Origin of the sequence: Sphaerisporangium krabiense (assembly GCF_014200435.1) — a bacterium.
GTDB lineage: Bacteria > Actinomycetota > Actinomycetes > Streptosporangiales > Streptosporangiaceae > Sphaerisporangium > Sphaerisporangium krabiense.
The window spans coordinates 2,399,223-2,425,128 of the sequence record NZ_JACHBR010000001.1 but is presented as its reverse complement, the minus strand read 5'-3'; the positions used below and the strand labels follow the sequence as shown (position 1 = coordinate 2,425,128).

Genomic DNA, 25,906 nt, shown 5'->3' with positions numbered 1-25,906 from the left:
CCCTTAACTGTGTGCGGTGGCGTGGTCGGCGAGCCAGCGCTCGGCGTCGATCGACGCAGAACAGCCGGTGCCCGCGGCCGTGATCGCCTGGCGGTAGGTGTGGTCGACGACATCGCCGGCGGCGAAGACGCCATCGATGTTGGTCTTGGTGGTGGGGGCGTCCACGACGACGTAGCCCTCGTCGTCCAGGTCGAGCTGGCCCTTGAAGAGCTCGCTGCGCGGGTCGTGCCCGATCGCGATGAAGACGCCCGACACCGGGAGCTCGGTCTCCTCACCGGTCCTGAGGTTCTGCACCTTCACGCCGGTGACACGGGTGTCGCCGAGCACGTCGGTCACCACGCTGTCCCAGACGAAGCCGATCTTCTCGTTGGCGAACGCGCGGTCCTGCATGATCTTGCTGGCGCGGAGCGAGTCGCGGCGGTGGATCACCGTCACCGAGCGGGCGAACCGGCTCAGGAAGGTGGCCTCCTCCATCGCGGTGTCGCCACCGCCGACCACCACGATGTCCTGGTCGCGGAAGAAGAAGCCGTCACAGGTGGCACACCAGGAGACGCCGCGCCCGGACAGCCGCTTCTCGTTCTCCAGGCCGAGCTCGCGGTAGCCGGACCCGGTCGCGACGATCACCGTCCTGGCCAGGTAGGTGTCGGTGTGGGTCTTGACCACCTTGGGGCTCTGCGTGAGGTCGACCTCGACGACGTCGTCGGCCACGAGCTCGGCGCCGAAGCGCTCCGCCTGCTTGCGGAAGTTGTCCATCAGCTCCGGGCCCAGGATGCCGTCGGGGAAGCCGGGGTAGTTCTCCACATCCGTGGTGTTCATGAGCGCGCCACCCGCGGTGACCGAGCCCTCGAACACGAGCGGATTGAGGTCCGCGCGCGCGGCGTAGACCGCAGCCGTGTAACCGGCGGGCCCCGATCCGATGATGATGACATTACGGACGTCGCTCACGCTTCCAGCCTCTCCTGCCCGTGGATGGTCACTGGCTCGACCGCAGGTCCGGGACCCCTGCGCCGCCGCACCCGCCGGTCGTTGCCGCCTCGTCGTCGGTGCCAGTCGCCTCAACAGATCCTAGGCGCCGGCCATTCCCGGCCCCCCAGGCACCGCCCGCCGACACGACGAAGTCCCCCGAGGGTACTTCCCCGGGGGACTTCGATCACGTGTCGGCGGGCAGGGCGCCCTGTATTCCTTGGTTTCCCTTGGTTACCGGTACTACTGCCAGCGGCTCACCGCGGGCGGCCGCACGTTGGCGCAGTCGTCGTTGACGACGTACACCCAGACGGCGTTGCGGAAACGGTCCTTCCAGAAGGCCATGACCGTGGCCTCGTTGCCCTCGTAGAACCCCTGGTCGACGCCGATGGGCGTGGGCGGCTTGGTGTGGAGCCGCTTGCCCACGCGCGCGGAGATCTTCGACACGCAGCGGTCGACGGTGGGGTCGGCGGACGCCGAGCCCTCCACGATCGGTCCCGTCGCGCCGAAGTACGTGACCAGCGGGCCGTCCAGGACGCTGCTGGAGTAGTTGTAGTCGCTCTTGCCGACCACGTAGCCACGCGGCTGGGTCGAACCGGGGCTGGTCGAGCCCGGGCCGGTCACTCCTCTGGTCGCCTGCCTGGTGGGCGTCTGGGCCGTCGGCTCCGGCAGGGCGACGGTCGAGCCGCCCGACCCTCGCTCGCCACCGGAGGCGGACAGCAGGCTGGAGGTCAGCCCCGCCCCTCCGATCACGACGGCGGCGGCGACGCTGGCCGCCACGGGCATGGCCCACGGACGCCGCCGGGACGCGCGCCTGCGCCTGGCCGGGACGATCGTGCCGTCGTCGGCGACGACGCCGAGCGGGACGACCTCTTCGGTGCTCTCCACGGCCGCGGGCGCCACCTCGGGCGGCGCCGCAGGGGTCTCCCAGGGGGAACCCGCCATGATGCGGTCCCAGTCGGGCGCCTCGTCGAGCTTCAGGCCGCCTTCCCGCCGGGACTCCGCCTCGGCGTTCAGGGCCTTGTCGATGCGAAGCGCCACACCCATGGGCATCGCCGGCACCGGCATGGCCGCGAGCAACTCGCGGACCGCGGCCAGCTCGGCGAGGCTCTCCCCGCAGGGGTCGCATACCGCGAGATGCTCGCGGACCCGCGCGGCTGTGTCGACGTCGAGGAGACCCTCTGCCAGTTCGGCGAGGACCTCGAAGTCGTAGTGCGTATCACCCGTCACGAAGTTCTGCTCCCTTCGCGGATGAGACGCGAGTTAGGTCGGAACGGTTCCGCAGATGCGAAAGAATCGGGGCAAGTTTGGCGCGGCCCCGCGCGCAGCGGCTCTTGATGGTGCCGGTCGGCACGTCGAGCACCTGGGCGGCGTCCTCCACGGAGTAGCCCATCATGTCGACGAGCACCAGGGCGGCCCGCTGGTCGGCGGGCAGGAGCTTCAGCGCCGCCGTGACCTCCATGGACACGTCGCGGTCGCCCGTGTGGTCGGGGATCGGGGTGTCCCGCTCGGCGGCCTCGACGAGCTCGTCGTCGGCGACCGGGCGGATCGACTTGCGGCGCATGCGGTCGAGGCAGGCGTTGACGACGATGCGGTGCAGCCAGGTGGTGACCGCCGCCTCGCCGCGGAAGCTCTCGGCCTTGCGGTAGGCGGAGACGAAGGCGTCCTGCACGGCGTCGGCCGCCTCGTCCGGGTCACCGAGAGTGCGCAGGGCCACGGCCCACATGCGGTCTCGGTGGCGGCGGACGATCTCGCTGAATGCGTGTGGATCACCGCCGATATGGCGGGTCAGCAGGTCGGCGTCGGACGACGCGGACCCTGCGGCCTGCTGTGCCGCCGGTGGGCTATCGGGGGGAAGGTTCACAACGCGTGTCCTGTTAGGCCGATCCGGGAGAGTTCACCACTACCTCATAGATGGTGCCACGAAACTTCGGCCCGAAGGCTGGAAGGCGCGTAAACCAGATCAAAACGTACCGACCAGTGGTCGCCTTCTCCGGTGTCAGGGTCACCGTGCCGGAGACGTTCTCCTGCTTGGCGGCCGTCCTCAGCGCCCGCAGCTCCGGGCTGTCGCCCACCTTCAGCTGGATGCCGGCGCCCGGCGCGTCGCCCAGCGACACCACGACGTCCGACACGGGCGTCGCCTTGCCCATGTCCAGCAGCAGGCCGACGCCCTCCTTCAGGCGCCCGAGCTCAGGGCTCGAATAGCTCAGCGTGTGCCACTCGGTGGACGCCTTGCCGTCGATCGCGAGGTTGGCGAGCTCGGGATGCTCGGTGAGGTCGTCTCCGAGGGGGTCGAAGCCGGTGGCGCTCGCGGGCTTCACCGCGACGATCTTCGCCGCGGGGGCCTGGGAGGCCGTCACCGACGGCTTGGCCTCCGGCGCCTGCTTGCCGAGGCTCTGGCCGAGCATCCACGCGCCGATGCCCACCGCGGCGATCACCAGGAGGATCACCACGGTCACCAGGACCCGTCCCGCCACGCCGCGGGACCCGGACGGCGGAGGCTGCGCCGGCGGATGGAACGGCTCGTGCTGACGGACCGGCCTGCCCTGGTCGAGGTCGTCGGGGGCCTCCGCGCGCAGCCCGACGGCCGGCGGCATCGCCGCGACCGGCACCGGCGCGGGGCGCGGGACCTCGGCGAGGGCCTCGGCCACCTCGGCGGGGGTGGTGAGCGCGGGCAGGCCCCGGCGCGGCTCCTGCAGCAGGGCGCGGCAGGTGATGGCGTCCAGGAACCCGGGCACGCCGGCCGTGACCTGGCGCGGCGTGCACACCTTGCCGTCGTCGAGCGGGGCGGGCGGCAGGCCGACGTCGCCCTGGCCGGGCCAGTGGCCGGTCAGCGCGGTGTAGAGCAGCCGGCCGAGCCCCTCGGCGTCCTCGCGCGCGGGGTCCTCGCTCTCGATCGCGGCGAGCGAGGCGTCCACGGCCAGGCCGAGCAGCTTGACGGTGTTGCCGGCCGTCCAGATCAGGCGGTCGGGGGTGAGGCACAGGTGGGCGAGGCCGGCCTGGTGGGCGTGGGCGACGGCCTCGGCGGCCTCCGCCACCAGCGCCGCCGCGCGCTCGGGCGCCATGGGGCCGCCGGAGACCATGTCGGTGAGCGTCTCGCCGGTGACCCACTCGCTCACGACGTACGCCTGGCCGTCCTCCTCCGCGGCGTCGAAGACCTGGGTGAGACGGGGGTCGGTGAGACGGCTGGCGCCCCGGGCCGCGGTCACGACCTCGGCGACGCGCTCGAAGTCCTCGGCGAGCGTGAGGACGCAGACGGGCCGCGCCAGCACCTCGTCGATGGCCTTCCACAAGGTGGCGCCACCGGACTCGTTGACACGGTCCTCCAGGCGGAACCGGTCGGCCAGTCGGCCGCCGGGCTCCACGGCAGGGGCGCTCATACGGCGTTCCTCTCCTCGGCCGTGGGTGATGTCCGTGCGAAAACCCCCACGCCCCTCCTGCTCCCTGTAGCCGGCCCGTGCCCGGGTCTCCACCGCGCACCGGCACCATGGTAGTCCGGAGCGGGTCCCGCCCGTGTTGCCCTTGGAACAAGGGCGAACCGGACTTTCCAGGTTCCTATGCCTAGCGGCCTACCCGGCCGGCCACAAGTCCAATGATCGAAGTGATCTCGGCGATGCGCATCCGCTGCGAGGTGAACAGGTAGATCAGCGCCCCCGCGCCGCCGCCGACCGCCAGCATGATCGCCGAGCTCAGGGGCGTGATGCCCGCGAACTGCTTGGTGGCCCACAGGACGGCCAGCGCGAGGGCCGCCGCCGGGATCGAGGCCAGGTACATGCGCGACAGGGCCACGCCGACGTCCCTGCCGCCGAGCCCGCCCACGACCTTGGCCGCCGCCAGCCGCCAGGCCACCACCCCGCCGAGGACGTAGGCGAGCGTGAACGACAGCGCGAGCCCCATGACGATGAGGTGCGGCGGCAGCGTGAGATAGAGGACGAACCCCACCGAGGCGTTCACGACGACGTTGCCCAGGGCGATCAGCGCGGGGCTCCTGGTGTCGCCGAAGCTGTAGAACACCCGCAGCAGCAACTGGTAGATCGAGAAGGGCACCAGCGCGAGCCCGAACACCTGCAGCACGGTGCCGATGTTCAGCGCGTCGTCCACCGACGTGCTGCCGTGCGCGAAGACCAGCACGGCCACTGCAGGGCCGAGCACCATGAGCATCAGGCCCGCGGGCACGATGGCCGCCGAGACGAGCCGGACCCCGGACACGAACTCCTGCCGGATGGCGCCGAACTGCCCTTCGTGGGCGTACCGGCTCATGCGGGGCAGCATCGCCGTGATCACCGAGACGGCGATGATGCCGTACGGGAGCTGGAAGAACTGGTAGGCGTAGCTGTAGGAGGCGATGCCGGCGACGTGCGCGGCGCCCGCCTTGGCGGTGGCGCCGGTGGCGAGGTTGGTCGTGATGGTGAGGCCGATCTGGTTGAACGCCACGAACGCCAGCGTCCAGGCGCCCATCCTGCCGATCTCGCCCAGCCGGGCGTTGCGCAGGTCGAACCGCGGCACGAACCGGAACCCCACCCGGTGCACGGCGATGATGAGGATGATCGACTGGGCGACGATGCCCGCGGTGGTGCCGAGGCCGAGCAGGGCGAGGTCGGAGGAGGTCACCTCACGGATGTTCGCGCCCGCGCCGCTCACGACGTGGTAGGCGACGCCGACCGCGATGACCACGATGTTGTTGAGCACCGGCGCCCACATCGGCGCCCCGAACCGGTCGCGGGTGTTGAGGATGGCGCCGGCGATCGCCCCGATGCCGAAGAACGCGATCTGGGGGAGGATGTACCGCGTCAGCGTGACCGTGACGTGGGTCTTCACCGGGTCCAGGTCGGTGGTGATGACGTCCACCAGCAGCGGGGCGAACAGCACGCCGAGCGCGGCGATCACGATCAGCGCGAGGGTGGCGACGGTCATCAGCCGCTGCTCGTACGCCCGCCCGCCGTCGGCGTCGCTCTTCTGGGCCCGGACGATCATCGGGACCACGACGCTGCTGAGGACGCCCCCGATGAGGAAGTCGAACAGCATCATCGGGATCATGAACGCCACGTTGTAGGCGTCGCCCAGGGCCAGCACGCCGATGGTGGAGGCGAGCACGGCCGTCCGGACGAAACCGGTCACCCGGGAGACCATCGTGCCGGCGGCCATGATCGCGCTCGCGCGCAACACGCGGCTCATGCGGGCCCCTCTCGGTGCTGGGCGGCTTCCGGCCGGACGGGTTCGGGGACGGCCTCGGGCGGCGGGCCCGCGCCTCTGCGCCGGCCGGACGGGCGCCGGGCCTGCCGCCGGCGCACGAAGCGCAATGTGACGGCGGCCAGCATGACGGCCAGGGCGGCGCCGACGATCACCAGGGCGATGCCGGTGTAGCCGGTCGTGCGAACGGTGACCGCGACGGGCGCGCCGTAGCGCACGCCGTTCTCGCTGGTGAGCTGGACCTTGATGGTCGCCTGGCCGCCGCCGTTGGCGATCAGGGGGATGTCGATGGGGCGCGTCTTGCCGGGGCTGATCGTCACCGGGGACTCGTAGGAGCCGATGGTGAGCAGCTTGCGGTCCCCCGAGGTGATCTTCACGCCGACGGTGACCTCCTGGTCGGGGAGGTCGTTGCGGATGCTGATCGGCACGACGCCGTTCTTGCCCGCCAGCATGCGTTCCTGCTCGCCGGTGGTCACCGAGATGGCGTTCGTGCGCGTGGTCACCGCCGCGTCGACCTGCTTGACCAGCGGCGCGGCCTCGCCGGTGTGGCCGCGCCAGGCCGCCGAGGCGAGCCGCAGCAGCGCCGTGTCGAAGACCCGCCGCCGGTCGCCGGTGACGACGGCCGTCAGGTCGGCGCGCCTGCTCAGCTTCCTGACGCCGGAGAGGTAGGGCTTGCCGAGCTCGGCCTGCCTGTCCTTGTCGGTGTAGGCGAGATCGGCGCGGGGGAGCGCGACCTTGGCCGGCTTGACCGAGTCGAGCGTGACCGGCTTCAGCCACGGGGCGGAGCCGACGGCCTTGAGCAGGCTCGTGACCAGGGCGGGGTCGGGGTTCCAGCGCCGGGGCGGCGCGGCGACGACCGTGCGGGCCTCCTGCGGCCGCTCGGCCCCGATCATGACGGTCTCGGCGAGGAAACGCTGCGTGAGCAGGGCCGGACCGCCGGCGTCGGCGGGGTTGGCCGTGAGGAGCCGGCTCAGCACGTCGTCGGCCATGACGACGCCGACCGTGCCGTCCACGGTCTCCAGAGTGGCCGCCGCGTCGGGGGTGTGGGCGACCGGCGGGTTCGGCGGGAGCGCCGCCGACGACAGCAGGACGGTGCGGACGTCGCCGACCGACAGGGCGTCCAGGCCGTCGTGGTCGATGACGCCGCCGACCGGCCAGTTCACGCCGGTGGTGACGTCCTTGCCGAGCAGCTCGGTGGCGACGGCGGTGCCCGTGTCCAGGGCCGTGCGGGTGATCGAGTCGAGCCCCTGGTGGCTGACGGCCGCCACGTCCGGATCGGCGTACGGGGTGGCCGAGACGGGGACGTCGGTCAGGGCCGCGCGGAGGCGCCGCAGCCACTGCGCCGCGTTCTGGTCGGCCGGCTTCTTGGACGTGGCCGTGCCCTCGGCCAGGGACTTGGCCGTGGCCTTGGGACTCATCAGGGAGTAGCCCTGCGACATGGCGCGGGCGTCGTCGAGCAGGGCGGGGTCGACGAACCAGGTGACCCCCTTGGCCGGCGTCTCGGCGATCTTGAGGATCTTGCCGAGGCGGCCGTTGTCGGCGAGCGCCTGCTTCAGGCCCTCGTCCACGAAGGTGGCGTCGTCGCCGCGGTGCGGCTGGTCGACGACGGGCAGCGCCCAGGCGATCTTGGTGCGGACGACGTTCTGGTCGCCCGGCGCGTACGGCAGGAAGCCGCGCTGCGCGGCGATCTGCTGGCCCGCGCCGTTCGCCAGCACGACCGTGATCGGGTAGACGCCGAAGCGGAACATCTGCAGCTCGGCGGGGGTCACCGTGAACTCCCACGGCACCTTGCCCGAGGGCGGGAGCTGGGTCACCGGCACGCTGCGCCGGATCGAGTCGAGGATCTGGCCGCCGTCGGCGAACGCCTGCATCGACGCGCGGTCGGCGAAGGGCTGGCGCGAGAAGCGCAGGTGGACGGAGACCCACGACATCGGCGCGGAGCTCGTGTTCGTCACGGTGCCGGAGATCTTGACCGGGGTGGACGGGTCACGCGGCACCTGCGGGGTGATGGAGCTCACCACGATCTGCGCGTCCTGACGGCTCTTGGCGGCGATCGTCGCCGGCTCCGCCTGTGTCTCCGTCGTGCGCGCGGCACCGGCGACCGCCGCCGGGACGAGGAGGAAGGCGGCGGTCAGGACGGAGATCAGGGCGGCTCCGCGGGTCACGTGCCGGCCAGGGGTGGAGTTCGGCGCACGCCCTGAATGGTATGGCCTAAAGCAGGGCGGGCGGCGAGTCGCACCTCGGCAGCCCCATCACCGGGCGGGGCTCGCGGGCCCCGGGCACCCGCACCGTCCGATGGCGGGACCCCTGGAGGTCGGCGTACCTGCCGCGCATGAGTCCGAGCAGGTCCAGGACGCGCAGGCGCAGCGCCGTACGCCGCTCCCCGGTGGCCGTGTAGACGAGCCTGTCGGGCGTCTCCCGCTCGGTCAGGCACTCGTCGATCAGCACGGTCAAATCTTCCGGAAGAAGGAGCGGCGACACCGATGTGGCCGCGTAGTCGGTGGCCGAATTGACCAGGAACGCGGGCGCGGGACGTACCCTTCTGGCGCCGAGGACCGCGCCGACGGCGCCCGGCCGCGGCGGCCGGGCGACCGTGGTCACCACGGCGACCGGCGCGCGGGAACTGCGGGTCGTGACCTCGAAGACCGTGACCCGGATGCACGCGGAAGGGTCCGCCCTGAGGATGTCCGGGAGATCGTCGACGCACGTCAACGCGCGCGGAAGCCGTACGATCTCATGGTGGATCTGGTGGGACAGGAGCCAGCGGTGGATCGCGAGGGCGTCTTTCATCTCTCGTGCTCCTTGTCATGTCCGGGTGCCCCCGACAGATCCGCGACCGACCGTCACCTGGTGATCGCTTGGTTTTCGTCCCCGGCGGGTCACACCAGGGCCAGCGCGGAGATTCTGTTTCGTAACCGAAGGACCTACCCAGCTTGTCCGTCTCAAATCTGAGCGTTAGTCAGCAGAGGGCCGTGATCGACCTGTTCCGGCGAATCGCCCCGATCGCCGATGAGCTCGGCGCGTTGTTCGCCGGGCACGGGCACGAGCTCGCCGTGGTCGGCGGGTCGGTCCGTGACGTCTTCCTCGGCCGCATCGGCAACGACCTCGACCTGACCACCGACGCGCGTCCCGAGAGGGTGCTGGAGATCGTCGGCGGCTGGGCCGACTCCATCTGGACCATCGGCATCGACTTCGGCACCGTCGGCGTGCGCAAGGGCGGCTGGCTGCTGGAGATCACCACCTACCGCAGCGAGGCGTACGACGCCAAGTCCAGGAAGCCCGAGGTCGTCTACGGGGACACCCTGGAATCCGACCTCGCGCGCCGCGACTTCGCCGTGAACGCGATGGCCGTGCGGCTTCCCGGCCATGAGTTCGTCGACCCGTACGGCGGGCTGGCCGACCTCGACGCCAAGGTGCTGCGCACGCCCGGCACCCCCGAGCAGTCGTTCGAGGACGATCCGCTGCGCATGCTGCGCGCGGCGCGCTTCGCCTCCCAGCTCGGCTTCACCGTCGACCCCGCCGCGGTCGCGGCCATGACGGCGATGGCCGGGCGCATCGAGATCGTCTCCGCGGAACGCATCCGCGACGAGCTGGACAAGATGATCTGCGGCGCCGGGCCGCGCGAGGGCCTCGGCCTGCTCGTCGACACCGGTCTCGCCGCCCACGTGCTGCCCGAGCTGCCCAAGCTCCGCCTGGAGATCGACGAGCACCACCGGCACAAGGACGTCTACGAGCACTCGCTGATCGTCCTCGAGCAGGCCATCGCCCAGGAGGCCGCAGGACCCGACCGCGTGCTGCGCTGGGCGGCGCTGCTGCACGACATCGGCAAGCCCAAGACACGCCGGTACGAGGAGGGGGGCCGGGTCTCCTTCCACCACCACGAGGTGGTCGGGGCCCAGATGGCCAAGAAGCGGCTGACCGAGCTGCGCTTCCCCAAGGACGTCGTGTCCGACGTCGCCCGCCTGGTCGAGCTGCACCTGCGCTTCCACGGCTACGGCACCGGCGAGTGGACCGATTCGGCCGTGCGCCGGTACGTCCGCGACGGCGGGCACCTGCTCGACCGCCTGCACAAGCTGACCCGCGCCGACTGCACCACCAGGAACCGGCGCAAGGCCCAGGCCCTCTCGCGCACCTACGACGAGCTGGAGCAGCGCATCGCCCGCCTCGCCGACGAGGAGGAGCTGGCCAAGATGCGGCCGGAGCTCGACGGCAACGAGATCCAGGAGGCCCTCGGCATCGGTCCGGGGCCCGTCGTCGGCAAGGCGTGGAAGTTCCTGCTGGACCTGCGCCTGGACAAGGGCGTGCTGGGCAAGGACGCCGCCCGCGAGGCCCTGCTGGAATGGGCGCGGGAGCAGGGCCTGACCGGGTGACGCCTCGCCCGCCTTCGTCGTGGCGGCGGGTTGTCCACAGGGCGGGCGCGGATTCGGCGGGTCGTCCACAGGCGCGGGTGAGGTCCGGAACGGCCTGAGCGCGCCCGGCTATGGTTTCCCGCGTGGACGCCGAAACGATACGTGAGCTCGACCGCAGGCACCTGTGGCATCCCTACGCCCCCGCCGCCCCTGCCACGCCCGCCCATCCGGTGGCCGGGGCCGAGGGGGTGCGGCTGCGGCTGTCGGACGGTCGTGAGGTGATCGACGGCATGTCGTCCTGGTGGGCGGCCATTCACGGCCACAACCACCCGCGCCTGAACGCCGCCGTCCGCGACCAGGTCGGGACCATGGCCCACGTCATGTTCGGCGGGCTCACCCACGAGCCGGCCGTGCGGGTCGCGCGCCGCCTGGCCGCCATGACCGGCATGGAGCGCGTCTTCCTCGCCGACTCCGGCTCGGTGGCGGTCGAGGTGGCGATAAAGATGGCCGTCCAGGCGACGGGCCGGAGCCGCCTGCTCACCGTCCGGGGCGGCTACCACGGCGACACGTTCGGCGCCATGGCCGTGTGCGACCCGGTCAACGGCATGCACCACATGTTCACCGGCGTGCTGCCGCGGCACGTCTTCGCCGACCGCCCGCCGGGTGGCTACGGCCGTCCCCTCGGCTCCTCAGGCCAGAGCCCTGACGAGGGGGCCGGCGGCGGCGCGTGGCCGGTCGACGAGGCATACCTCCGGCATCTGGACGAGCTGGTGGCGCGGCACGCCGGCGAGCTGGCCGCCGTGATCGTCGAGCCCGTCGTCCAGGGGGCCGGGGGCATGCGTTTCTACCACCCCGCCTATCTGAGGCGGCTGCGCGAGCTGGCCGACGCGCACGGCCTGCTGCTGATCGCCGACGAGATCGCCACCGGCTTCGGCCGCACGGGCGAGCTGTTCGGCTGCGACCACGCGGGCGTCACCCCCGACATCATGTGCGTGGGCAAGGCGCTCACCGGCGGCTATCTCACGATGGCGGCCACGTTGTGCACGGCCGAGGTCGCCGAGCGCGTGGGCGTGCTGATGCACGGCCCCACCTTCATGGGGAACCCGCTGGCCGCCGCGGTGGCCGACGCCTCCCTGACGCTGCTCGGCGAACGGCCCTGGCGGCACGAGGTGGGCCGTATCGAGGACGGCCTGGCCGAGGGGCTCGCCGAGGCCGCCCGCGCTCCCGGGGTGAAGGACGTCCGGGTCCTCGGGGCGATCGGCGTCATCGAGACCCGCGCTCCCGTCGACGTGGCCAAGGTCCAGGACATCGTCATGGAGCACGGCGTCTGGCTCCGCCCCTTCGGACACCTCATATATACGATGCCGCCCTACGGCACCCTGCCCGACGACCTGGCCAGGATCACCCAGGCCATGCTCGCCGCCGCCCACGCCCTCCCCGCCTGACCATCCCGTCACGTGCGGTGGGGAGCCGGAGGTTACTGGGGGACTTCTTGGGCGGTGCGGGTTCTGGGGGCGGTGATCAGGCGGTAGGCCAGGGCGCTGAGGAGGTAGCCGATGGCGGCGACCACGAGGACGGGGTAGGACTTGCCGTTGGCGGGGAGCATCAGCGCCGCGACGCCGGCGGCGATGACGAACACGCCGTTGAAGAGCATGTCGTAGATGGCGAAGACCCGGCCGAGGTAGGCGTCCTCCACGTCGCGCTGCACGATCGTGTCCGTGCAGATCTTGACGCTCTGGCCCGCCACCCCGAGGACGAAGCCCGCGACCAGGAAGCCGAGCTGCCGGAAGGGCAGGCACAGCACCAGCCCGAGCACGCCGGCCGTGGCCAGCATGATCGGGATCCAGGACTCCGGGCGGAAACGCTCGGTGGCCCACGGGGTGATCACGGCGGCCATGAAGAAGCCGATGCCCGAGGTGGCGAGCACCCCGGTGAGATGGCTCAGGCCGGCCTCGGCGTCGGTGGTGAAGTAGAAGCGGTACAGCATCACGGTCATGACGAAGGTCATGCCGTAGAAGAAACGGTGAGCGGCCATGCTGCCGAGCGCGGCGGCGGGCGCCCGCATGTGGACGATGTGCCGCACGCCGTCCACGAGGCCGGTGATCACGTTGCGCAGGGCCTCGCGCGCCTGTGGCAGGCTCGGGTCGAACGACGGCCCGAGCAGGGACCTCGCCATGGTCGCGGCGATGAACGCGCTCATTCCGAAGATCAGCCCGGAGCTGACCAGCAACAGGGCCGTCCCGCCCTGCCCGGCCCCGAAGGCCAGGCGCAGCAGGTAACCCGCTCCGGCGCCGATGAACGTGACGACCGTGCCCGAGGTCGGGGTGACGGCGTTGGCGACGAGCAGGCGCTCGGAGTCCACCACATGCGGCAGGGACGCGCTGAGCGCGGAGAGGAAGAAGCGGTTGACGCCCAGCACCGCCAGCGCGGCCGTGTAGAAGCACCAGTCCGGGGCCTTGGCCGCGACGAGCACGGCCGCCACGCCCAGCAGCGTCCCGCGGACGATGGGCGCGATCACCAGGATCTGACGGCGCGACCAGCGGTCGATGAACACCCCGGCGAACGGGCCGAGGATCGAATAGGGCAGGAACAGGACGGCCATCGCCACCGCGGCCTCGGCGGCGGTCGTCTGCTTCTCGGGCGTGAAGAAGGCGTAGCCGGCCACGGCGAACTGGAAGACGCCGTCGGAGAACTGGGAGACCAGCCGCGTGGCGAAGAGACGTCGGAAGTCCCGGCCTCGAAGGACGGCACGGAGGTCGGAGACGAATGACACGCGCGTCAGCCTAATGGCCGCGTCCCCGCGCCCACATCGGGAACATCCCCGATACCCCTCAGGGGCCGATGATCCCAAAGCGGCCATAGCACCCGGTTATGCCACCACGCCCCGTCATTGGAACGGCACCGGACAACCCTGTCTTCCGCTCCCACGCCACGGCCGTCATGGGCCCTGTTCCCCGAGGTCGGACCGTCACGGATCGGTGGCAAGCCCGATCACGGACCGCCGTTCTCTGAGCAGGTCGTCAGGTCCCCTGCTCCCTCGACTCGGAGCCGTTACGGACTCCTCGTTGCGGGCCGTTATGGCCCGTTCTCTCCTGAGCTAAGGCCGTCGCGGAGTCCGCGCCCGGTCGGCCGGGGGATCCGCGCGTCGACACGGCGGAGACGCTCGGCTCGGCTGAATGGGGGTTGGTGAGTTGGGGATTTGTTCACCCGAGGCGGGTCGGCGGAGGGCTTGGTGTACCGGGAGTGACCGGGGGGGTGGTGCTGTGGAGTTTCGGCAGGTGGATGCTTGGGGTATCGGGGTTGGGTTTTGCATGCCTGTGGCGGAGGCTTCTGCGACGTTTGGCGGCGGCGGCGAGTCGTCCGAGCAGGCCCGGCCGTCCTCACCACGTAACCTCGATCAGGTGACCCATGACGAACATGTCGTCCTCGTGGACGCCGCGGGCGAGGCGATCGGCACCGCGCCCAAGAGCAGCGTGCACGGAGCCGACACGCCGCTCCATCTGGCGTTCTCCAGCTATGTGTTCGACGGCGAGGGGCGTGTGCTGCTGACCCGGCGGGCGTCCCACAAGCGCACCTGGCCGGGTGTGTGGACCAACAGTTGCTGCGGCCATCCCCTGCCGGGGGAGAAGCCCGCGGACGCCGTGGCGCGCAGGCTGGCGTACGAGCTGGGGATCACCGCGGCGAGCGTCGTGCTCGTGCTGCCGGGCTTCGCCTACCGCGCCGAGATGAGCGACGGCACGGTCGAGCATGAGATGTGCCCCGTCTACCGGGTGTTGGTCACCGAGGCGCCACGGCCCAATCCGGACGAGGTCGGCGACGTCCGCTGGATGCCGTGGAAGGAGTTCGCCGACGACGTCATGAGCGGGTTGCTGGCCATCTCGCCGTGGTGCGCGGAGCAGGTTCCCCTGCTCGCCGCCCTCGGCCCGGACCCGTCCACCTGGCCCGAAGCCGACCCGGCCGGCCTTCCGCCCGCCGCGAGGGTCACGCGCTAGAAACCGTCCGGCGGCCAGAGGTTCCACGCAGGTCGCCGCGCTGGAGCGGCGCCGAGGTGGAGATGGTGAAGCGCCCGGTTTCACGTGGAACCGGGCGCTTCGGGGCTTGGCGGGGCCGCGTGTCAGGCCGTGCGGGTCACGGGCCGGCGCGCGGCGAAGGCGCCAGGAGAGCCGGTCAGCGCTCGATCTCGCCGCGGATGAACTTCTCCACGGCGTCGCGGGCCTCGTCGTCGGAGTACTGCTCCGGCGGCGACTTCATGAAGTAGGAGGACGCCGAGAGGATCGGGCCTCCGATGCCGCGGTCCATGGCGATCTTCGCGGCGCGGATCGCGTCGATGATGACGCCCGCGGAGTTCGGCGAGTCCCAGACCTCCAGCTTGTACTCCAGGTTCAGCGGGGTGTCGCCGAAGGACTTGCCCTCCAGGCGGACATAGGCCCACTTGCGGTCGTCGAGCCACGGCACGTGGTCGGACGGGCCGATGTGGACGTCGGCCTTGCCCATCTCGTGCGGGATCTGCGAGGTGACGGACTGCGTCTTGGAGATCTTCTTGGACTGGAGGCGCTGGCGCTCCAGCATGTTCATGAAGTCCATGTTGCCGCCGAAGTTGAGCTGGTAGGTGCGCAGCAGCTCGACCCCGCGGTCCTCGAAGAGCTTGGCCATGACCCGGTGGGTGATGGTCGCGCCGACCTGGGACTTGATGTCGTCGCCGACGATGGGCACCCCGGCGTCGGTGAACTTCTGCGCCCAGACCGGGTCGGAGGCGATGAAGACGGGGAGCGCGTTGACGAAGGCGACGCCCGCGTCGATGGCGCACTGGGCGTAGAAGCGGTCGGCCTCCTCCGAGCCCACGGGAAGGTAGGAGACCAGGACGTCGGCCTTGGACTCCTTGAGCGCGGCGACCACGTCGACCGGCGACTCGTCGGACTCCTCGATCATCTGGAGGTAGTACTCTCCGAGCCCGTCGTAGGTCGGGCCCCGCTGCACGGTGACGCCGGTGGGCGGCACGTCGCAGATCTTGATCGTGTTGTTCTCCGAGGCGACGATGGCCTCGGAGAGGTCGCGGCCGACCTTCTTGGCGTCGACGTCGAATGCGGCGACGAACTCGACGTCGCCCACGTGGTAGTCGCCGAACCGGACGTGCATCAGGCCCGGTACCCGGGTGGCCGGATCGGCGTCCCTATAGAAATGCACCCCTTGCACCAGCGCCGCGGCACAGTTACCGACACCGACGATGGCTACGCGCACGGAACCCATCGCACTCGCTCCTTTACTCATTCGTCTTATCGGGAACGGGCCCGGCGTCCGGTGCCTGTGCCCTGTTCTCTTTCGCCCGGACGGCCTGCGCCCGTTCGGTATCGATCAGCTCGTTGAGCCAGCGGACCTCGCGTTCGACGGACTCCAGGCCGTGGCGCTGCAGCTCCAGCGTGTAGCTGTCGAGCCGCTCGCGCGTGCGGGCCAGGGCCGTGCGAACCCCCTCCAACCGTTCCTCCAGGCGGCTCCTGCGCCCTTCGAGGATGCGCAGCCGTACCTCCGCCTCGGTGTGGCGGAAGAAGGCGAAGTGGACACCGAAGCTCTCGTCCTCCCAGGAGGAGGGGCCCGCCTGGGTGAGCAACTCCTGCAGGCGCTCCTTGCCTTCGGCGGTGAGCTTGTACACGATCTTCGACCGGCGGCCGGCGAGCGGAGAAGTCGTCTCCCGCGTGGCCTGAGCCGCCGGGCCGGAGGCGTGCCCGTCCGGCGGCTCCTCCGCGATGAGCCCCGCGGCCAGGAGCTGCCGCAGGCACGGATAGAGAGAACCGTAGGAGAACGCCCGGAACATACCGAGCAGGGCGTTGAGCCGTTTGCGCAGCTCATAGCCATGCAAGGGTGTTTCGTGAAGCGAGCCGAGAACGGCCAGTTCCAGGACCCCGCCTCTGCCGATCGCCACTGGAACCGCCCCCTCTCGCACCGATGTGTCTTGCTGATGTATCGACTCGATACATCCTGAGGATACGTCTGGCTGGCATAGTCTGCAATCGAGCAAACCGTCAACCAGATGGGCGGAATAGTGAAAAAAGTCGTAGTCTGACGCTCATGTGGTCACAGCGAGGGGTCGTTGATTACGGCCTCGCGAAGCGAGCGACCCTCCAGTCGCTGCGCTCCGGTCGCATGACCAGGCGTGATGTCTGCGACGCTCATCCGTACCTCCTGCGCGCCGCGCGGTACCACGGGGAGCCCACGAAACGCGTCTGCCCCATCTGCGAGCACCGGAACGTGACCCATGTCACATATGTGTACGGCGACCAGCTAGGTCGTGGCACAGGACGTGTAAAAGCCACGTCAGACCTTGTTCAGATGGCCCATGAATACGAGGAATTCCGGGTCTACGTTGTCGAGGTCTGCCAAGGTTGTTCATGGAATCACCTGACGGTTTCCTTCGTCCTAGGCAACGGCGGGCCACCAGGCGGCTCCGGCGTGGACGGGCGGATCCCCGAGACCTAGGCCGTGGTCGGCTTCCCGCCCGGGACGGCACGCCCTCCCGCGCGCCGTCGCGCACGGACGTCGAAGAACCCTCCAGATCGCCAGATGACCCAACGAGGACGCGTGAGTTACAGCAGCTATGGCCCCGAGCCGTCCGACCGGCCCACCTCGGGTGAGGGCCCCGGCGGATCGGCTCGTCCCGGGCGGCGCCGTCGCTCGCCCGAAGGGGGCGCGCCCACCGGCGGATACCCGGCACCGCCTTCCGCATCGGCCCCGGAGCACATGCCCCGGCGTCCCGCCCCGTCCGACGACGACGGGCAGTGGGGGACGCCGTCCGGCCGCACCGCTCCGGCACGGCCCGGCGACCCACGCCCCCGTCCCGCCATGGGCGACCCGCGCGCCGCGGACTCCCGCCCGCAGGGACGGCCGAGGCCGCGGGGCGCCGAGCCGCGTCCCGCCGACGCCCGGCGCCGGCCGGAGGCCGCCTTCGAGGACACCCAGTCGATGGGCCAGGTCCCGTCGCGTCCCCAGCCGGCCCCCCGCCGGGAGAGCGCCGACACGGTGGTCAGCCGTGACTTGGGCGGCCCGAGCCGCAGAGGCAGAAGCGGCCCTCCGCCCGCGGGCCCTGGCGGGCCGGGCGGACGTGGCCCCGGGGACGGACCGGGCGGGCGTGGTCCCGGCGACGGGTCGGGCGGTCCGGGCAGGCGGCGGTCGAAGGGCGACGACGAGCCGCCGCGCCGCCGCACGGGCTGGCGGCGCTTCCTCCCCAACTGGAAGATCGTGATGGTCGGGTTCGCCGTGCTGGCCGCGGGCGTGTTCGGCATGATCGCCGTCGCCTACGCCAACACCGACCTCCCGACCGACAAGGAGGCCCAGGACCAGGCCGTCGCCCAGGGCAGCGTCTTCTACTACTCCGACGGAAAGCAGATCGCGAGGCTCGGCACGCAGCGCCGGGCCGTCCCGCTCAACGACGTGCCGAAGTACGTCCGCGACGCCGTGGTCGCCGCCGAGAACAAGACCTTCTACAGCGACGCGGGCATCTCGCTCTCGGGCATCGTGCGCTCGGCGTGGAGCACCGCGACCGGGACGCAGGTCCAGGGCGCTTCCACGATCACCCAGCAGATGGCCCGGGGCTACTTCAAGGGCCTCAGCAACGAGCGGACGATCAAGCGGAAGATCAAGGAGATCTTCATCGCCGTCAAGCTCGACAAGGAATGGTCCAAGGACAAGGTCCTGGAGTACTACCTCAACATCGTTCCCTTCGGCCGCAACACCTACGGCATCGAGGCGGCGGCGGTGGAGTTCTTCGGCCACAGCGCCAAGAAGCTGACCCCGGCCGAGGGCGCCTACCTCGCCGGCCGCATCCAGCAACCGGGCCAGTTCGACCTCGCCGAGGAGAAGAAGAACTACTCCGGCACGCGGTTCCGGTTCAACTACGTCCTCAAGCAGATGGCCGAGGTCGACCCGAAGGCCTACGGGAACTACCCCTCGACGCTGAAGTTCCCCAAGCCCGAACCGCGCAAGGACAACGAGTCGTTCGGCGGGCTGCGCGGCTACATGCTGACCGAGGCGCTCAAGGAGCTGGAGGCCAAGGGCCTGCCGCGCTCCGAGATCGAGACCGGTGGCTACAAGATCTACACCACCTTCGACAGAAACCTCATGAAGGTCGCGCGGACCGCCGTCACCCAGACGACGGCCGGACTGCCCAAGGAGGTCCACACCGGCCTCGCCGCCGTCGACCCGACCAACGGCCGCGTGATCGCCTTCTACGGCGGCAACAACTACCTGGGCAAGCACCCTGACCAGTTCAACGAGGCGTTCCAGGCGCGCAAGCAGGCGGCGTCGGCGTTCAAGCCGTACGTGCTCGCCGCCTGGCTGGAGGCCGGGAACAGCCTGAAGAGCTACGTGACCGGCAAGGAACCGCTCAAGCTGGAGGGCACGACGCCCATCCGCAACGGGCACGCGACCCCGGCGTCCATGGACATCATCTACGCGACCCAGCACTCCATCAACACGGCCTACGGCCAGATGGGCGCGGAGGTCGGCCTCGACGCGGTCAAGCGCATCGCCGAGGAGGCCGGGCTCAGCAAGGACGCGCTGGAGAAGGACGTCAACGAGCACAAGTACCTGTTCTCCATCGGCAGCGCCGGCGTCACCCCCGTCGAGCAGGCGGGCGGTTACTCGATCTTCGCCAACCGCGGCAAGCACTACGAGACCCACACGGTCATCCGCGTGGTCAACGGCGACGGCGTCCAGATCATCGCCGAGGCCAAGAAGTCGAACCAGGTCATCACCGAAGAGGTCGCGGCGGACGCCATCGTCGCGCTGCGGTCGGTGGTGAAGGGCGGCACGGGTACGGCGGCGGCGCTGTCCGACCGCCCGGTGGCCGGCAAGACCGGGACGAACAACGACAACAAGGAAGCGTGGTTCGTCGGCTTCACCCCGCAGCTGTCCACGGCGGTGGGCATGTACAAGGAGGACCGCAAGACCGGGGCCGAGCTGTCGCTGGGCAACAACTTCGACGGCGGCACCGTGCCCGCGCGCGTGTGGCGGGCCTTCATGGCCGAGGCGATGAAGGGCAAGAAGGCCGAGGAGTTCCCGCCGCCGTCCAACATCGGCGCGCCGAAGGACCTGGCGCCCAAGCCGGAGCCCACCCCGACGCCGACGCAGAGCGACGACCCCGGATTCCCCACCGACGACAACTGGCCGCCGACCGGTGACGGCGACGGCGGCGACAACGGTGGTGGCGGCGACAACGGCGGCGGCTGCCTGCCGTGGGACGACAACTGCAACAACGGCAACGGCAACGGCGGCGGCGACCCGTTCAACGAGGGCAAGTCGCCGGCGAGCGCGGCGACGCCCACGCCCACGCCCACGCCGCCGGGCACGCGCCGGCCCACCCCTGCCCCGTCCTCCCGCTGACGAGGAACGACGCCATGAGCCGAACGACCCATGCCTCCGACTCCGCCGCGTCCGCGACGCGGGCGCTGCTGCCGCTGGTGCCCGTGGGCCTGCTCGCGGCGCTCGGCGCCGTACTCGCCTACGCGTGGAAGGCTCCGTGCCGGTTCGGCGGCGCGTGGAACGACGGGACGCAGCAGTTCCTGAGGTTCTGCTACACCGACATCTATCCCTTGTGGTGGAACGAGAAGCTCGACCAGGGGCTGGCCCCGTACTTCGGCCACCCCGTCGAGTACCCCGTCGGCATCGGCGGCATCATGTGGGTGATCCAGAAGCTCGTCTGGGGGCTGAACGAGCCCGGCGTGTGGTTCTTCGACATCACCGCGCTGGTCATGGCCGCGTCGCTGGTCGCCGGCGTCGTGATCATGGTCTACCTCGCCGGGGCGCAGCGCAGGCCGTGGGACGCCGTCTGGTATGCGCTCGCGCCCGCGCTGATCCTCACCGCGTTCATCAACTGGGACCTGCTGTGCGGGGCCCTCAGCCTGGGCGCCTTCCTCGCCTGGGCGCGGGGCAGGCACGTGCTGACCGGCGTGCTGCTCGGGCTCGCCGTCGCCACCAAGTTCTACCCCTTGGTGTTCTTCGGCCCGTTGCTGCTGCTCGCGCTGCGCACCCGCAAGCTCAACGCGTTCCTGTGGGCGGCCGGCGGCGCCGTCGTCACCTGGGTGGTCGTCAACCTGCCGTTCATGCTGCTGGCGTTCGAGGGCTGGAAGCGGTTCTACGTCTTCAGCAGCGAGCGGGGCGCCGACTGGGGGTCGGTCTGGTTCTTCTTCCAGCGCGAGCAGGTGCCGTTCCTGGGGGACGGCGAGAGGCTGGACATGCTGGGCATCGCCTCGTTCGCGGTGCTCTGCCTGGGCGTCGCCGTGCTGGCGCTGGCCGCGCCGACCAGGCCGAGGCTCATGCAGCTCGCCTTCCTGGTGCTGGCGGCGTTCATGGTGACGAACAAGGTGTGGTCGCCGCAGTACGTCCTGTGGCTGGTGCCGTTCGCGGTGCTGGCCCGGCCGAACTGGAAGCCGCTGGCGTTGTGGCAGGTGGCCGAGTGCTGGTACTTCTTCGCGATCTGGCTGTATCTGGTCGCCCAGCAGCCGGGCAACGAGGCGTTCGGCATCGGCGACGTCACCTATTACACGGCGATCTGGGGCCGGGTGGTGACGATCGCGATCATGGCGGCGTTCGTGGTGCGGGACATCCTGCGCCCCGAGCACGACGTGATCAGGCAGGGCGGGGCGGACGATCCCACGGGCGGCGTCTTCGACGGGGCGCCGGACCGGTTCGTCCTGCGCGCCCCCGCGGCGCCGCAGCCCGCGCCCGACTCGGCGTGATCGGGCGCGGTGCCCGACACGGGGTGCATTTCAGACGAATGCCGCAGATGACCCTCTATTCTCCTCTGTGTGCAGACGATCGGCCAGGAGACCGTCGCGGGGGTCGAGGGGATACGGCCGCGATCGTCCGCGGCCGACGTCGCCGTGCTGTGGTTCGGCTCCCGCTTGGGGATCGTCATGGCGGCCGCGGTCGGGGCCGGGACGCTCGCCGCGGACGAGGCGCCCTTCCTGGACCGCTGGCAGCGCTGGGACGCCAAGCTGCTGGTGGACATCGCGAAGTACGGCTATGACGGCGATCCCGGCGCCGACCCCGATCTCGGGCTGCCCGCCTTCTTCCCCGGGATGCCGCTCGCGCTGCGCGCCGTCCACGTGATCGTGCCCAACTGGTCGCTGGCCGGACTGCTGATCTCGCTCGCCGCCGGGCTGGTCGCCGTGGTGGCGCTCGCCCGGCTCGCCGACCTCGAGCGGCCGGAGGGCGCGGGACGGCGGGCCGTGCTGGCGCTGCTGCTGTGCCCCACGGCGGTGTTCCTGTTCGCGGGGTACACCGAGTCGCTGTTCCTGGCCTTCGCGATCCCGGCCTGGCTCTGCGCCCGGCGCCAGAACTGGACGGCCGCCGCGCTGCTCGCCGCGGGGGCGTCCTGTGTGCGCATCACCGGGCTGTTCCTCGCGCTCGCCCTGATCGTGGAGTTCGTCATGCGGCGCGGCAGGGCGCGCGCCGCCCCCTGGCTGCTGGCCCCCTTCGTCCCGCTGGTCCTCTACTCGATCTACCAGTACACGCGCACGGGCGACTGGCTGGCCTGGCAGCACGCCCAGCAGGCGGGTTGGGGACGCGAGATGGTCTGGCCGTGGCGGTCGTTCTGGACGACCTTGCAGATGGCGAGCGGCGACGGCCAGTTCGCCTGGGCGTTCCGCATGGAGCTCGCCGGCGCGGTGGCCGGGGTCGCCGTGGCGGTCTGGCTGCTGGCCGCGCGCCGCTGGAGCGAGTTCGTCTACGTGGGGCTCCAGCTCGGCGCGCTGATGTTCTCGGCGTACTACCTGTCGATCCCGCGGGCCGCCCTGCTCTGGTGGCCGCTGTGGGTGATGATCGGGCAGGTCTCGGTGCGGCGGCCGATGGTGCTCGTGGTGTACGGCCTGGTGGCCGGGCCGTTGATGGTGCTCAACACGATGACGTTCATCGAGGGGGCATGGGCGGGCTGACGCCGCCCGTACCCACTTTCCCGCCGGAGTAATCCAGGGGATTTATCCACAGGCTGTGGATCAAAGCCGCTCACGCAGGAACGCGATGTCGGCCGCCTGCCCGTCGGAGGGCGTCTCCACGACCACGGGCGCGCCCGCGGCCCGGCACACCGTCAGGATCAGCTCCGGGTCGATCTGCCCCTTGCCGAGGTTGGCATGGCGGTCCGCCCCGGAGTCGAAGGCGTCGCGCGAGTCGTTGCAGTGCACCAGGTCGATGCGGCCGGTGATCGCCTTCACCCGGTCGACCACGTCGGCGAGGTCTTCGCCGCCCGCGTGCGCGTGGCAGGTGTCCAGGCAGAACCCGACGTCGAAGCCGTCCAGCGCGTCCCACAGCCGGGCCACGCGCTCCAGCCTGCGGGCCATCGCGTTGCCGCCGCCCGCGGTGTTCTCGATGAGGACCGGGATGGGGGTCTCCAGGCGCTCGAACACCTTGCGCCAGTTGTCGAAGCCGATCTGGGGGTCGTCGTCCTTGTTGACGTGGCCGCCGTGCACGATCAGGCCCTTGGCGCCGATCGAGGCCGCCGCCTCCAGCTGGCCCGCCAGCAGCTTGCGGCTCGGGATGCGGATGCGGTTGTTCGCCGTCGCGACGTTGATGACGTACGGCGCGTGGACGTAGACGTCGATGTCGGAGGTCTTGAGCGCGGCCGCGGACTCGGGGATCTCCGGCCCCTTCCAGCCCTGCGGATCACCGAGGAAGAACTGCACGACCTGCGCGTCACGCGCCGCGGCGTGGGCCAGTGGGTCGTCCCTGTCGACGTGAGCTCCGATGCGCACCATGGGTCGAGCGTAGCCGTTTCGACGACCTGACCAGGGGCAGTGGGGGCACCGGGTTGGTACGCCCACAGACCCGCGTACCACGACATATAGGAGACGACTGTGGCCTACCACCGCCGCGGAATCAGCCTCTTAGGTCTGATCTACCTCATCATCGGCGTCTACGTCGCCTGGGTCCACGACTACATCACACCCAGCCTGCTCAAGAAGGTCGCCCAGGCGCTGCTCGCGGTGTTGCTGTGGTTCCTGGTCCTGCTCGGCGTCGACCTCCACATCGGAGGCTTGTCATAGCCGCTTGACCGCACCGGCGCGGGCGCATCGGGGGCGCCCCGCCGCCTCCGGCGCGCGCGGCTCAGGGAAGGAACCCGTGGTGGTAGATGCCGAGCGCGGCGCCGACGAAGGATCCCACGATGCCGACGATGTTGAGCGAGCGCTCCGCCGTCGTCGCCGAGATGTACTGCGCGTACAGGCCGCCGAGGAAGCCCAGCGCGCCCGCCCATGAGGCGACCATGTGCGCGTCCACGATGAACCCCGTGACCAGGGCCAGCACGCCGAGGCTCAGCGTCGCCGCCGTCATGACGTTCTGCAGCGGATGCCTCTTGCCGTCGGTGTTGAGTGTGAGGCGGTGCCGGCCCTTGACCGGGCCCGAGGGTTGTGACATGGCGGCCACCTCTCTCCCCTCCCGCTTCTTTTTGTGACGTTCCCCTTACGGCCCGCCGACAATCGCGTGGGCACGGTCTGTGGCCCTGGTAGACTCCTTGAGCTGCGCTTGCTACGCGTGTCCTCATCCCGCGTGGCCGCTCCCCTTCCGGAAGCGGGGGCGAAGGCGTCGGCGTCCTCCTGTCACGGCACGGTGTCGTGACCGCAAGAGTCCAGAGGAGGTAGGAAGTCCGCATGCGTCGATACGAAGTGATGGTCATCCTCGACCCGTCCCTCGATGAGCGCACGGTCAGCCCTTCGCTCGACCAGTTCCTCGGTGTCATCCGCAACGACGGCGGCACGGTGGAGAAGGTCGACGTCTGGGGCCGTCGCAGGCTGTCCTATGACATCGCCAAGAAGGGCGAAGGCATCTACGCCGTCATCGACCTCACGGCCGAGCCGGCCACGGTGAAGGAGCTGGACCGCCAGCTCAACCTGAACGAAGGCATCCTGCGCACCAAGGTGCTGCGCCCGGACGTCCACTGAGTCTCAGGTCACGCCGAAGCCCGGCTTTTTGTCGGGCCGGGGCCGTACTCTGAGGCCCAACAGGCTGCGCGGATTCAACGCGGGAAGGCGAGAGCGACCATGGCAGGCGACACAACGATCACCATCGTCGGCAACCTTGTCGACGACCCCGAGCTGCGTTTCACCCCTTCGGGGCAGGCCGTGGCCCGGTTCCGCATCGCGTCCACTCCGCGGTTCCTGGACCGCCAGTCCAACGAGTGGAAGGACGGCGAGAGCCTCTTCCTGACCTGCAACGTCTGGCGTCAGGCGGCGGAGAACGTCGCCGAGAGCCTCCAGCGCGGCATGCGGGTCATCGTCCAGGGGCGGCTGCGCCAGCGGTCCTACGAGACCAAGGAAGGCGAGAAGCGCACCGTCTACGAGGTCGAGGTCGACGAGGTCGGCCCGTCCCTGCGCAACGCCACGTGCAAGGTCAACAAGACCGCGCGGCAGGGCGGCGGGGGCGGCGGCGGCTTCGGCGGCGGTGACGACCCGTGGGCCTCGGCCTCTCCGGCGCCGCCCGGCGGTGGCAACTACGGCGGTGGCGGCGGCGGTGGCAACTACGGCGGCGGCGGTGGCGGTGGCTACAACCAGGGCGGCTACGGCGGCTCCGGCGGTGGCGACCTCAGCGACGAACCGCCCTTCTGACCGAACCATTGATCCAGTAACCGATCGACCATTCCCGCATCACGCGGGGCTCTCCTAGGAGGAGCACCACGATGGCGAAGCCGGCACTGCGCAAGCCGAAGAAGAAGGTTTGCCTGTTCTGCCATGACAAGATCTCCTACGTCGACTACAAGGACACGGCGCTGCTGCGGAAGTTCATCTCCGACCGCGGCAAGATCCGTGCCCGCCGGGTGACGGGCAACTGCACCCAGCACCAGCGCGACGTGGCGACCGCGATCAAGAACGCTCGTGAGATGGCCCTGCTGCCGTACACGAGCACCGCGCGCTGACAGGAGGCTTGGGAGACATGAAGCTCATTCTCACCACCGAGGTCTCGGGCCTCGGCGCCCCCGGCGACATCGTCGAGGTCAAGGACGGCTACGGCCGCAACTACCTCATTCCCCGCGGTTTCGCCCTGCGCTGGACCCGCGGCGGCGAGAAGCAGGTCCAGTCGATCAAGAAGGCGCGTGACGCCCGCGACATCCGCGACCTGGACACCGCCAAGCAGGTCGCCGGGCGCCTCGGCTCTCTCCGGGTGACGCTGAAGACCCGCTCCGGCGAGTCCGGCCGTCTGTTCGGCTCCGTCACGACCGCCGACATCGCCGACGCGGTGAAGGCCGCCGGCGGCCCCGAGCTGGACCGCCGCCGTATCGAGATCACCAGCCCGATCAAGAGCGTGGGCTCGCACCGGATCTCGGTGCGGCTCCACCCCGAGGTCGCGGCGAACATCGACGTCGAGGTCCTCTCCGCCTGAGCGGTGTGCGACCACAGACGCTCGTGAGGGCCCTTCTCCACCGGAGA

General features: G+C 70.5%; 24 protein-coding genes. 12 read left to right on the top strand and 12 right to left on the bottom strand.

All coding sequences use genetic code 11. From position 1 onward, the window contains the following. Positions 1-3: 3 nt before the first annotated feature. From trxB to BJ981_RS10575, 7 genes are all read right to left on the bottom strand, one after another. Positions 4-945 (bottom strand): thioredoxin-disulfide reductase, encoded by a 942-nt coding sequence (gene trxB, locus BJ981_RS10605; protein WP_184610373.1) that lies wholly within the window; start codon positions 943-945, stop codon positions 4-6. 261 nt (positions 946-1,206) lie between these two features. Next, entirely contained in the window at positions 1,207-2,193 is a 987-nt protein-coding gene (locus BJ981_RS10600; RefSeq protein ID WP_184610371.1) for an anti-sigma factor family protein, read from the bottom strand. Further along, complete coding sequence (sigM, locus tag BJ981_RS10595; RefSeq protein ID WP_184610369.1) at positions 2,183-2,827, bottom strand: RNA polymerase sigma factor SigM; 645 nt, start codon at positions 2,825-2,827, stop codon at positions 2,183-2,185. Before sigM ends, BJ981_RS10600 begins: the two co-directional genes overlap by 11 nt. A 13-nt stretch (positions 2,828-2,840) precedes the next feature. After that, positions 2,841-4,343: a protein kinase family protein gene (locus BJ981_RS10590; RefSeq protein ID WP_184610367.1), complete on the bottom strand. Its 1,503-nt coding sequence runs from the start codon at positions 4,341-4,343 to the stop codon at positions 2,841-2,843. A gap of 181 nt (positions 4,344-4,524) precedes the next feature. Beyond that, positions 4,525-6,138, bottom strand: coding sequence for a murein biosynthesis integral membrane protein MurJ (murJ, locus tag BJ981_RS10585; protein WP_184610365.1), 1,614 nt, complete (start codon positions 6,136-6,138; stop codon positions 4,525-4,527). After that, positions 6,135-8,318 (bottom strand): DUF6049 family protein, encoded by a 2,184-nt coding sequence (locus BJ981_RS10580; protein ID WP_184610363.1) that lies wholly within the window; start codon positions 8,316-8,318, stop codon positions 6,135-6,137. The genes murJ and BJ981_RS10580 overlap by 4 nt, the downstream gene beginning before the upstream one ends. Positions 8,319-8,364: 46 nt before the next feature. Beyond that, complete coding sequence (locus BJ981_RS10575; protein ID WP_184610361.1) at positions 8,365-8,943, bottom strand: aminoacyl-tRNA deacylase; 579 nt, start codon at positions 8,941-8,943, stop codon at positions 8,365-8,367. A 143-nt stretch (positions 8,944-9,086) separates the two neighbouring features. On the opposite strand from BJ981_RS10575, the gene BJ981_RS10570 reads away from it, so the two are divergent. Beyond that, positions 9,087-10,523 carry a CCA tRNA nucleotidyltransferase gene (locus BJ981_RS10570; RefSeq protein WP_184610360.1) on the top strand — a complete coding sequence of 479 codons (1,437 nt, stop codon included), beginning with the start codon at positions 9,087-9,089 and terminating at the stop codon, positions 10,521-10,523. 110 nt (positions 10,524-10,633) lie between these two features. Further along, entirely contained in the window at positions 10,634-11,947 is a 1,314-nt protein-coding gene (locus tag BJ981_RS10565; RefSeq protein ID WP_184610358.1) for an adenosylmethionine--8-amino-7-oxononanoate transaminase, read from the top strand. A gap of 32 nt (positions 11,948-11,979) precedes the next feature. On the opposite strand, the gene BJ981_RS10560 is transcribed toward BJ981_RS10565, so the two are convergent. Then, positions 11,980-13,275 (bottom strand): MFS transporter, encoded by a 1,296-nt coding sequence (locus BJ981_RS10560; protein WP_184610357.1) that lies wholly within the window; start codon positions 13,273-13,275, stop codon positions 11,980-11,982. Positions 13,276-13,903: 628 nt separating this feature from the next. On the opposite strand from BJ981_RS10560, the gene idi reads away from it, so the two are divergent. Continuing rightward, on the top strand, positions 13,904-14,494 hold the full coding sequence (gene idi, locus BJ981_RS10555) for an isopentenyl-diphosphate Delta-isomerase (RefSeq protein WP_239139354.1): 591 nt from the start codon (positions 13,904-13,906) through the stop codon (positions 14,492-14,494). Between the two features lie 175 nt (positions 14,495-14,669). Here the strand turns inward: idi and BJ981_RS10550 are convergent, their stop codons facing one another. Together BJ981_RS10550 and BJ981_RS10545 are read right to left on the bottom strand one after the other, a co-directional pair. Beyond that, positions 14,670-15,749 (bottom strand): inositol-3-phosphate synthase, encoded by a 1,080-nt coding sequence (locus BJ981_RS10550; protein ID WP_184610354.1) that lies wholly within the window; start codon positions 15,747-15,749, stop codon positions 14,670-14,672. A gap of 13 nt (positions 15,750-15,762) precedes the next feature. After that, positions 15,763-16,419: a PadR family transcriptional regulator gene (locus BJ981_RS10545; protein WP_184610352.1), complete on the bottom strand. Its 657-nt coding sequence runs from the start codon at positions 16,417-16,419 to the stop codon at positions 15,763-15,765. A 23-nt stretch (positions 16,420-16,442) separates the two neighbouring features. Here BJ981_RS10545 and BJ981_RS10540 point away from each other — a divergent pair, with 23 nt between their 5' ends. From BJ981_RS10540 to BJ981_RS10525, 4 genes are all read left to right on the top strand, one after another. Continuing rightward, positions 16,443-16,973 carry a DUF5318 family protein gene (locus BJ981_RS10540; protein WP_307837832.1) on the top strand — a complete coding sequence of 177 codons (531 nt, stop codon included), beginning with the start codon at positions 16,443-16,445 and terminating at the stop codon, positions 16,971-16,973. A 261-nt stretch (positions 16,974-17,234) separates the two neighbouring features. After that, the gene (locus BJ981_RS10535) at positions 17,235-19,874 is read left to right on the top strand and encodes a transglycosylase domain-containing protein (protein ID WP_184610349.1); all 2,640 of its coding nucleotides are present in this window, start codon (positions 17,235-17,237) and stop codon (positions 19,872-19,874) included. Between the two features lie 14 nt (positions 19,875-19,888). After that, positions 19,889-21,229: a glycosyltransferase family 87 protein gene (locus tag BJ981_RS10530; RefSeq protein ID WP_184610347.1), complete on the top strand. Its 1,341-nt coding sequence runs from the start codon at positions 19,889-19,891 to the stop codon at positions 21,227-21,229. A gap of 69 nt (positions 21,230-21,298) precedes the next feature. Further along, a complete protein-coding gene (locus BJ981_RS10525) occupies positions 21,299-22,426 on the top strand; it encodes a mannosyltransferase family protein (protein WP_239139353.1) in 1,128 nt (375 codons plus the stop codon). 60 nt (positions 22,427-22,486) lie between these two features. Here the strand turns inward: BJ981_RS10525 and BJ981_RS10520 are convergent, their stop codons facing one another. Further along, positions 22,487-23,242, bottom strand: a complete 756-nt coding sequence (locus BJ981_RS10520) for a deoxyribonuclease IV (RefSeq protein WP_204070362.1) — start codon at positions 23,240-23,242, stop codon at positions 22,487-22,489. A 99-nt stretch (positions 23,243-23,341) separates the two neighbouring features. Between BJ981_RS10520 and BJ981_RS10515 the strand changes: the two genes are divergently transcribed. Further along, positions 23,342-23,530, top strand: a complete 189-nt coding sequence (locus BJ981_RS10515; RefSeq protein WP_184610345.1) for a hypothetical protein — start codon at positions 23,342-23,344, stop codon at positions 23,528-23,530. 61 nt (positions 23,531-23,591) lie between these two features. On the opposite strand, the gene BJ981_RS10510 is transcribed toward BJ981_RS10515, so the two are convergent. Then, a complete protein-coding gene (locus BJ981_RS10510; protein WP_184610344.1) occupies positions 23,592-23,900 on the bottom strand; it encodes a hypothetical protein in 309 nt (102 codons plus the stop codon). Between the two features lie 233 nt (positions 23,901-24,133). On the opposite strand from BJ981_RS10510, the gene rpsF reads away from it, so the two are divergent. From rpsF to rplI, 4 genes are all read left to right on the top strand, one after another. Beyond that, complete coding sequence (gene rpsF, locus BJ981_RS10505; protein WP_184610342.1) at positions 24,134-24,424, top strand: 30S ribosomal protein S6; 291 nt, start codon at positions 24,134-24,136, stop codon at positions 24,422-24,424. 99 nt (positions 24,425-24,523) lie between these two features. After that, positions 24,524-25,087, top strand: coding sequence for a single-stranded DNA-binding protein (locus BJ981_RS10500; RefSeq protein ID WP_184610340.1), 564 nt, complete (start codon positions 24,524-24,526; stop codon positions 25,085-25,087). Positions 25,088-25,158: 71 nt separating this feature from the next. Continuing rightward, positions 25,159-25,395 carry a 30S ribosomal protein S18 gene (rpsR, locus tag BJ981_RS10495; RefSeq protein ID WP_061256131.1) on the top strand — a complete coding sequence of 79 codons (237 nt, stop codon included), beginning with the start codon at positions 25,159-25,161 and terminating at the stop codon, positions 25,393-25,395. 17 nt (positions 25,396-25,412) lie between these two features. Further along, entirely contained in the window at positions 25,413-25,859 is a 447-nt protein-coding gene (rplI, locus tag BJ981_RS10490; RefSeq protein WP_184610338.1) for a 50S ribosomal protein L9, read from the top strand. Positions 25,860-25,906 lie beyond the last annotated feature (47 nt).

Coding starts and splice junctions, on each gene's coding strand:
- BJ981_RS10535 (WP_184610349.1), top strand. CDS start 17,235: ATGCCCCGGCGTCCCGCCCCGTCCGACGACGACGGGCAGTGGGGGACG.
- BJ981_RS10530 (WP_184610347.1), top strand. CDS start 19,889: ATGAGCCGAACGACCCATGCCTCCGACTCCGCCGCGTCCGCGACGCGG.
- BJ981_RS10500 (WP_184610340.1), top strand. CDS start 24,524: ATGGCAGGCGACACAACGATCACCATCGTCGGCAACCTTGTCGACGAC.
- BJ981_RS10510 (WP_184610344.1), bottom strand. CDS start 23,900: ATGTCACAACCCTCGGGCCCGGTCAAGGGCCGGCACCGCCTCACACTC.
- BJ981_RS10550 (WP_184610354.1), bottom strand. CDS start 15,749: ATGGGTTCCGTGCGCGTAGCCATCGTCGGTGTCGGTAACTGTGCCGCG.
- rpsR (WP_061256131.1), top strand. CDS start 25,159: ATGGCGAAGCCGGCACTGCGCAAGCCGAAGAAGAAGGTTTGCCTGTTC.
- BJ981_RS10565 (WP_184610358.1), top strand. CDS start 10,634: ATGGTTTCCCGCGTGGACGCCGAAACGATACGTGAGCTCGACCGCAGG.
- rpsF (WP_184610342.1), top strand. CDS start 24,134: ATGCGTCGATACGAAGTGATGGTCATCCTCGACCCGTCCCTCGATGAG.
- BJ981_RS10540 (WP_307837832.1), top strand. CDS start 16,443: ATGTGTCTTGCTGATGTATCGACTCGATACATCCTGAGGATACGTCTG.
- murJ (WP_184610365.1), bottom strand. CDS start 6,138: ATGAGCCGCGTGTTGCGCGCGAGCGCGATCATGGCCGCCGGCACGATG.
- BJ981_RS10575 (WP_184610361.1), bottom strand. CDS start 8,943: ATGAAAGACGCCCTCGCGATCCACCGCTGGCTCCTGTCCCACCAGATC.
- rplI (WP_184610338.1), top strand. CDS start 25,413: ATGAAGCTCATTCTCACCACCGAGGTCTCGGGCCTCGGCGCCCCCGGC.
- BJ981_RS10520 (WP_204070362.1), bottom strand. CDS start 23,242: ATGGTGCGCATCGGAGCTCACGTCGACAGGGACGACCCACTGGCCCAC.
- BJ981_RS10590 (WP_184610367.1), bottom strand. CDS start 4,343: ATGAGCGCCCCTGCCGTGGAGCCCGGCGGCCGACTGGCCGACCGGTTC.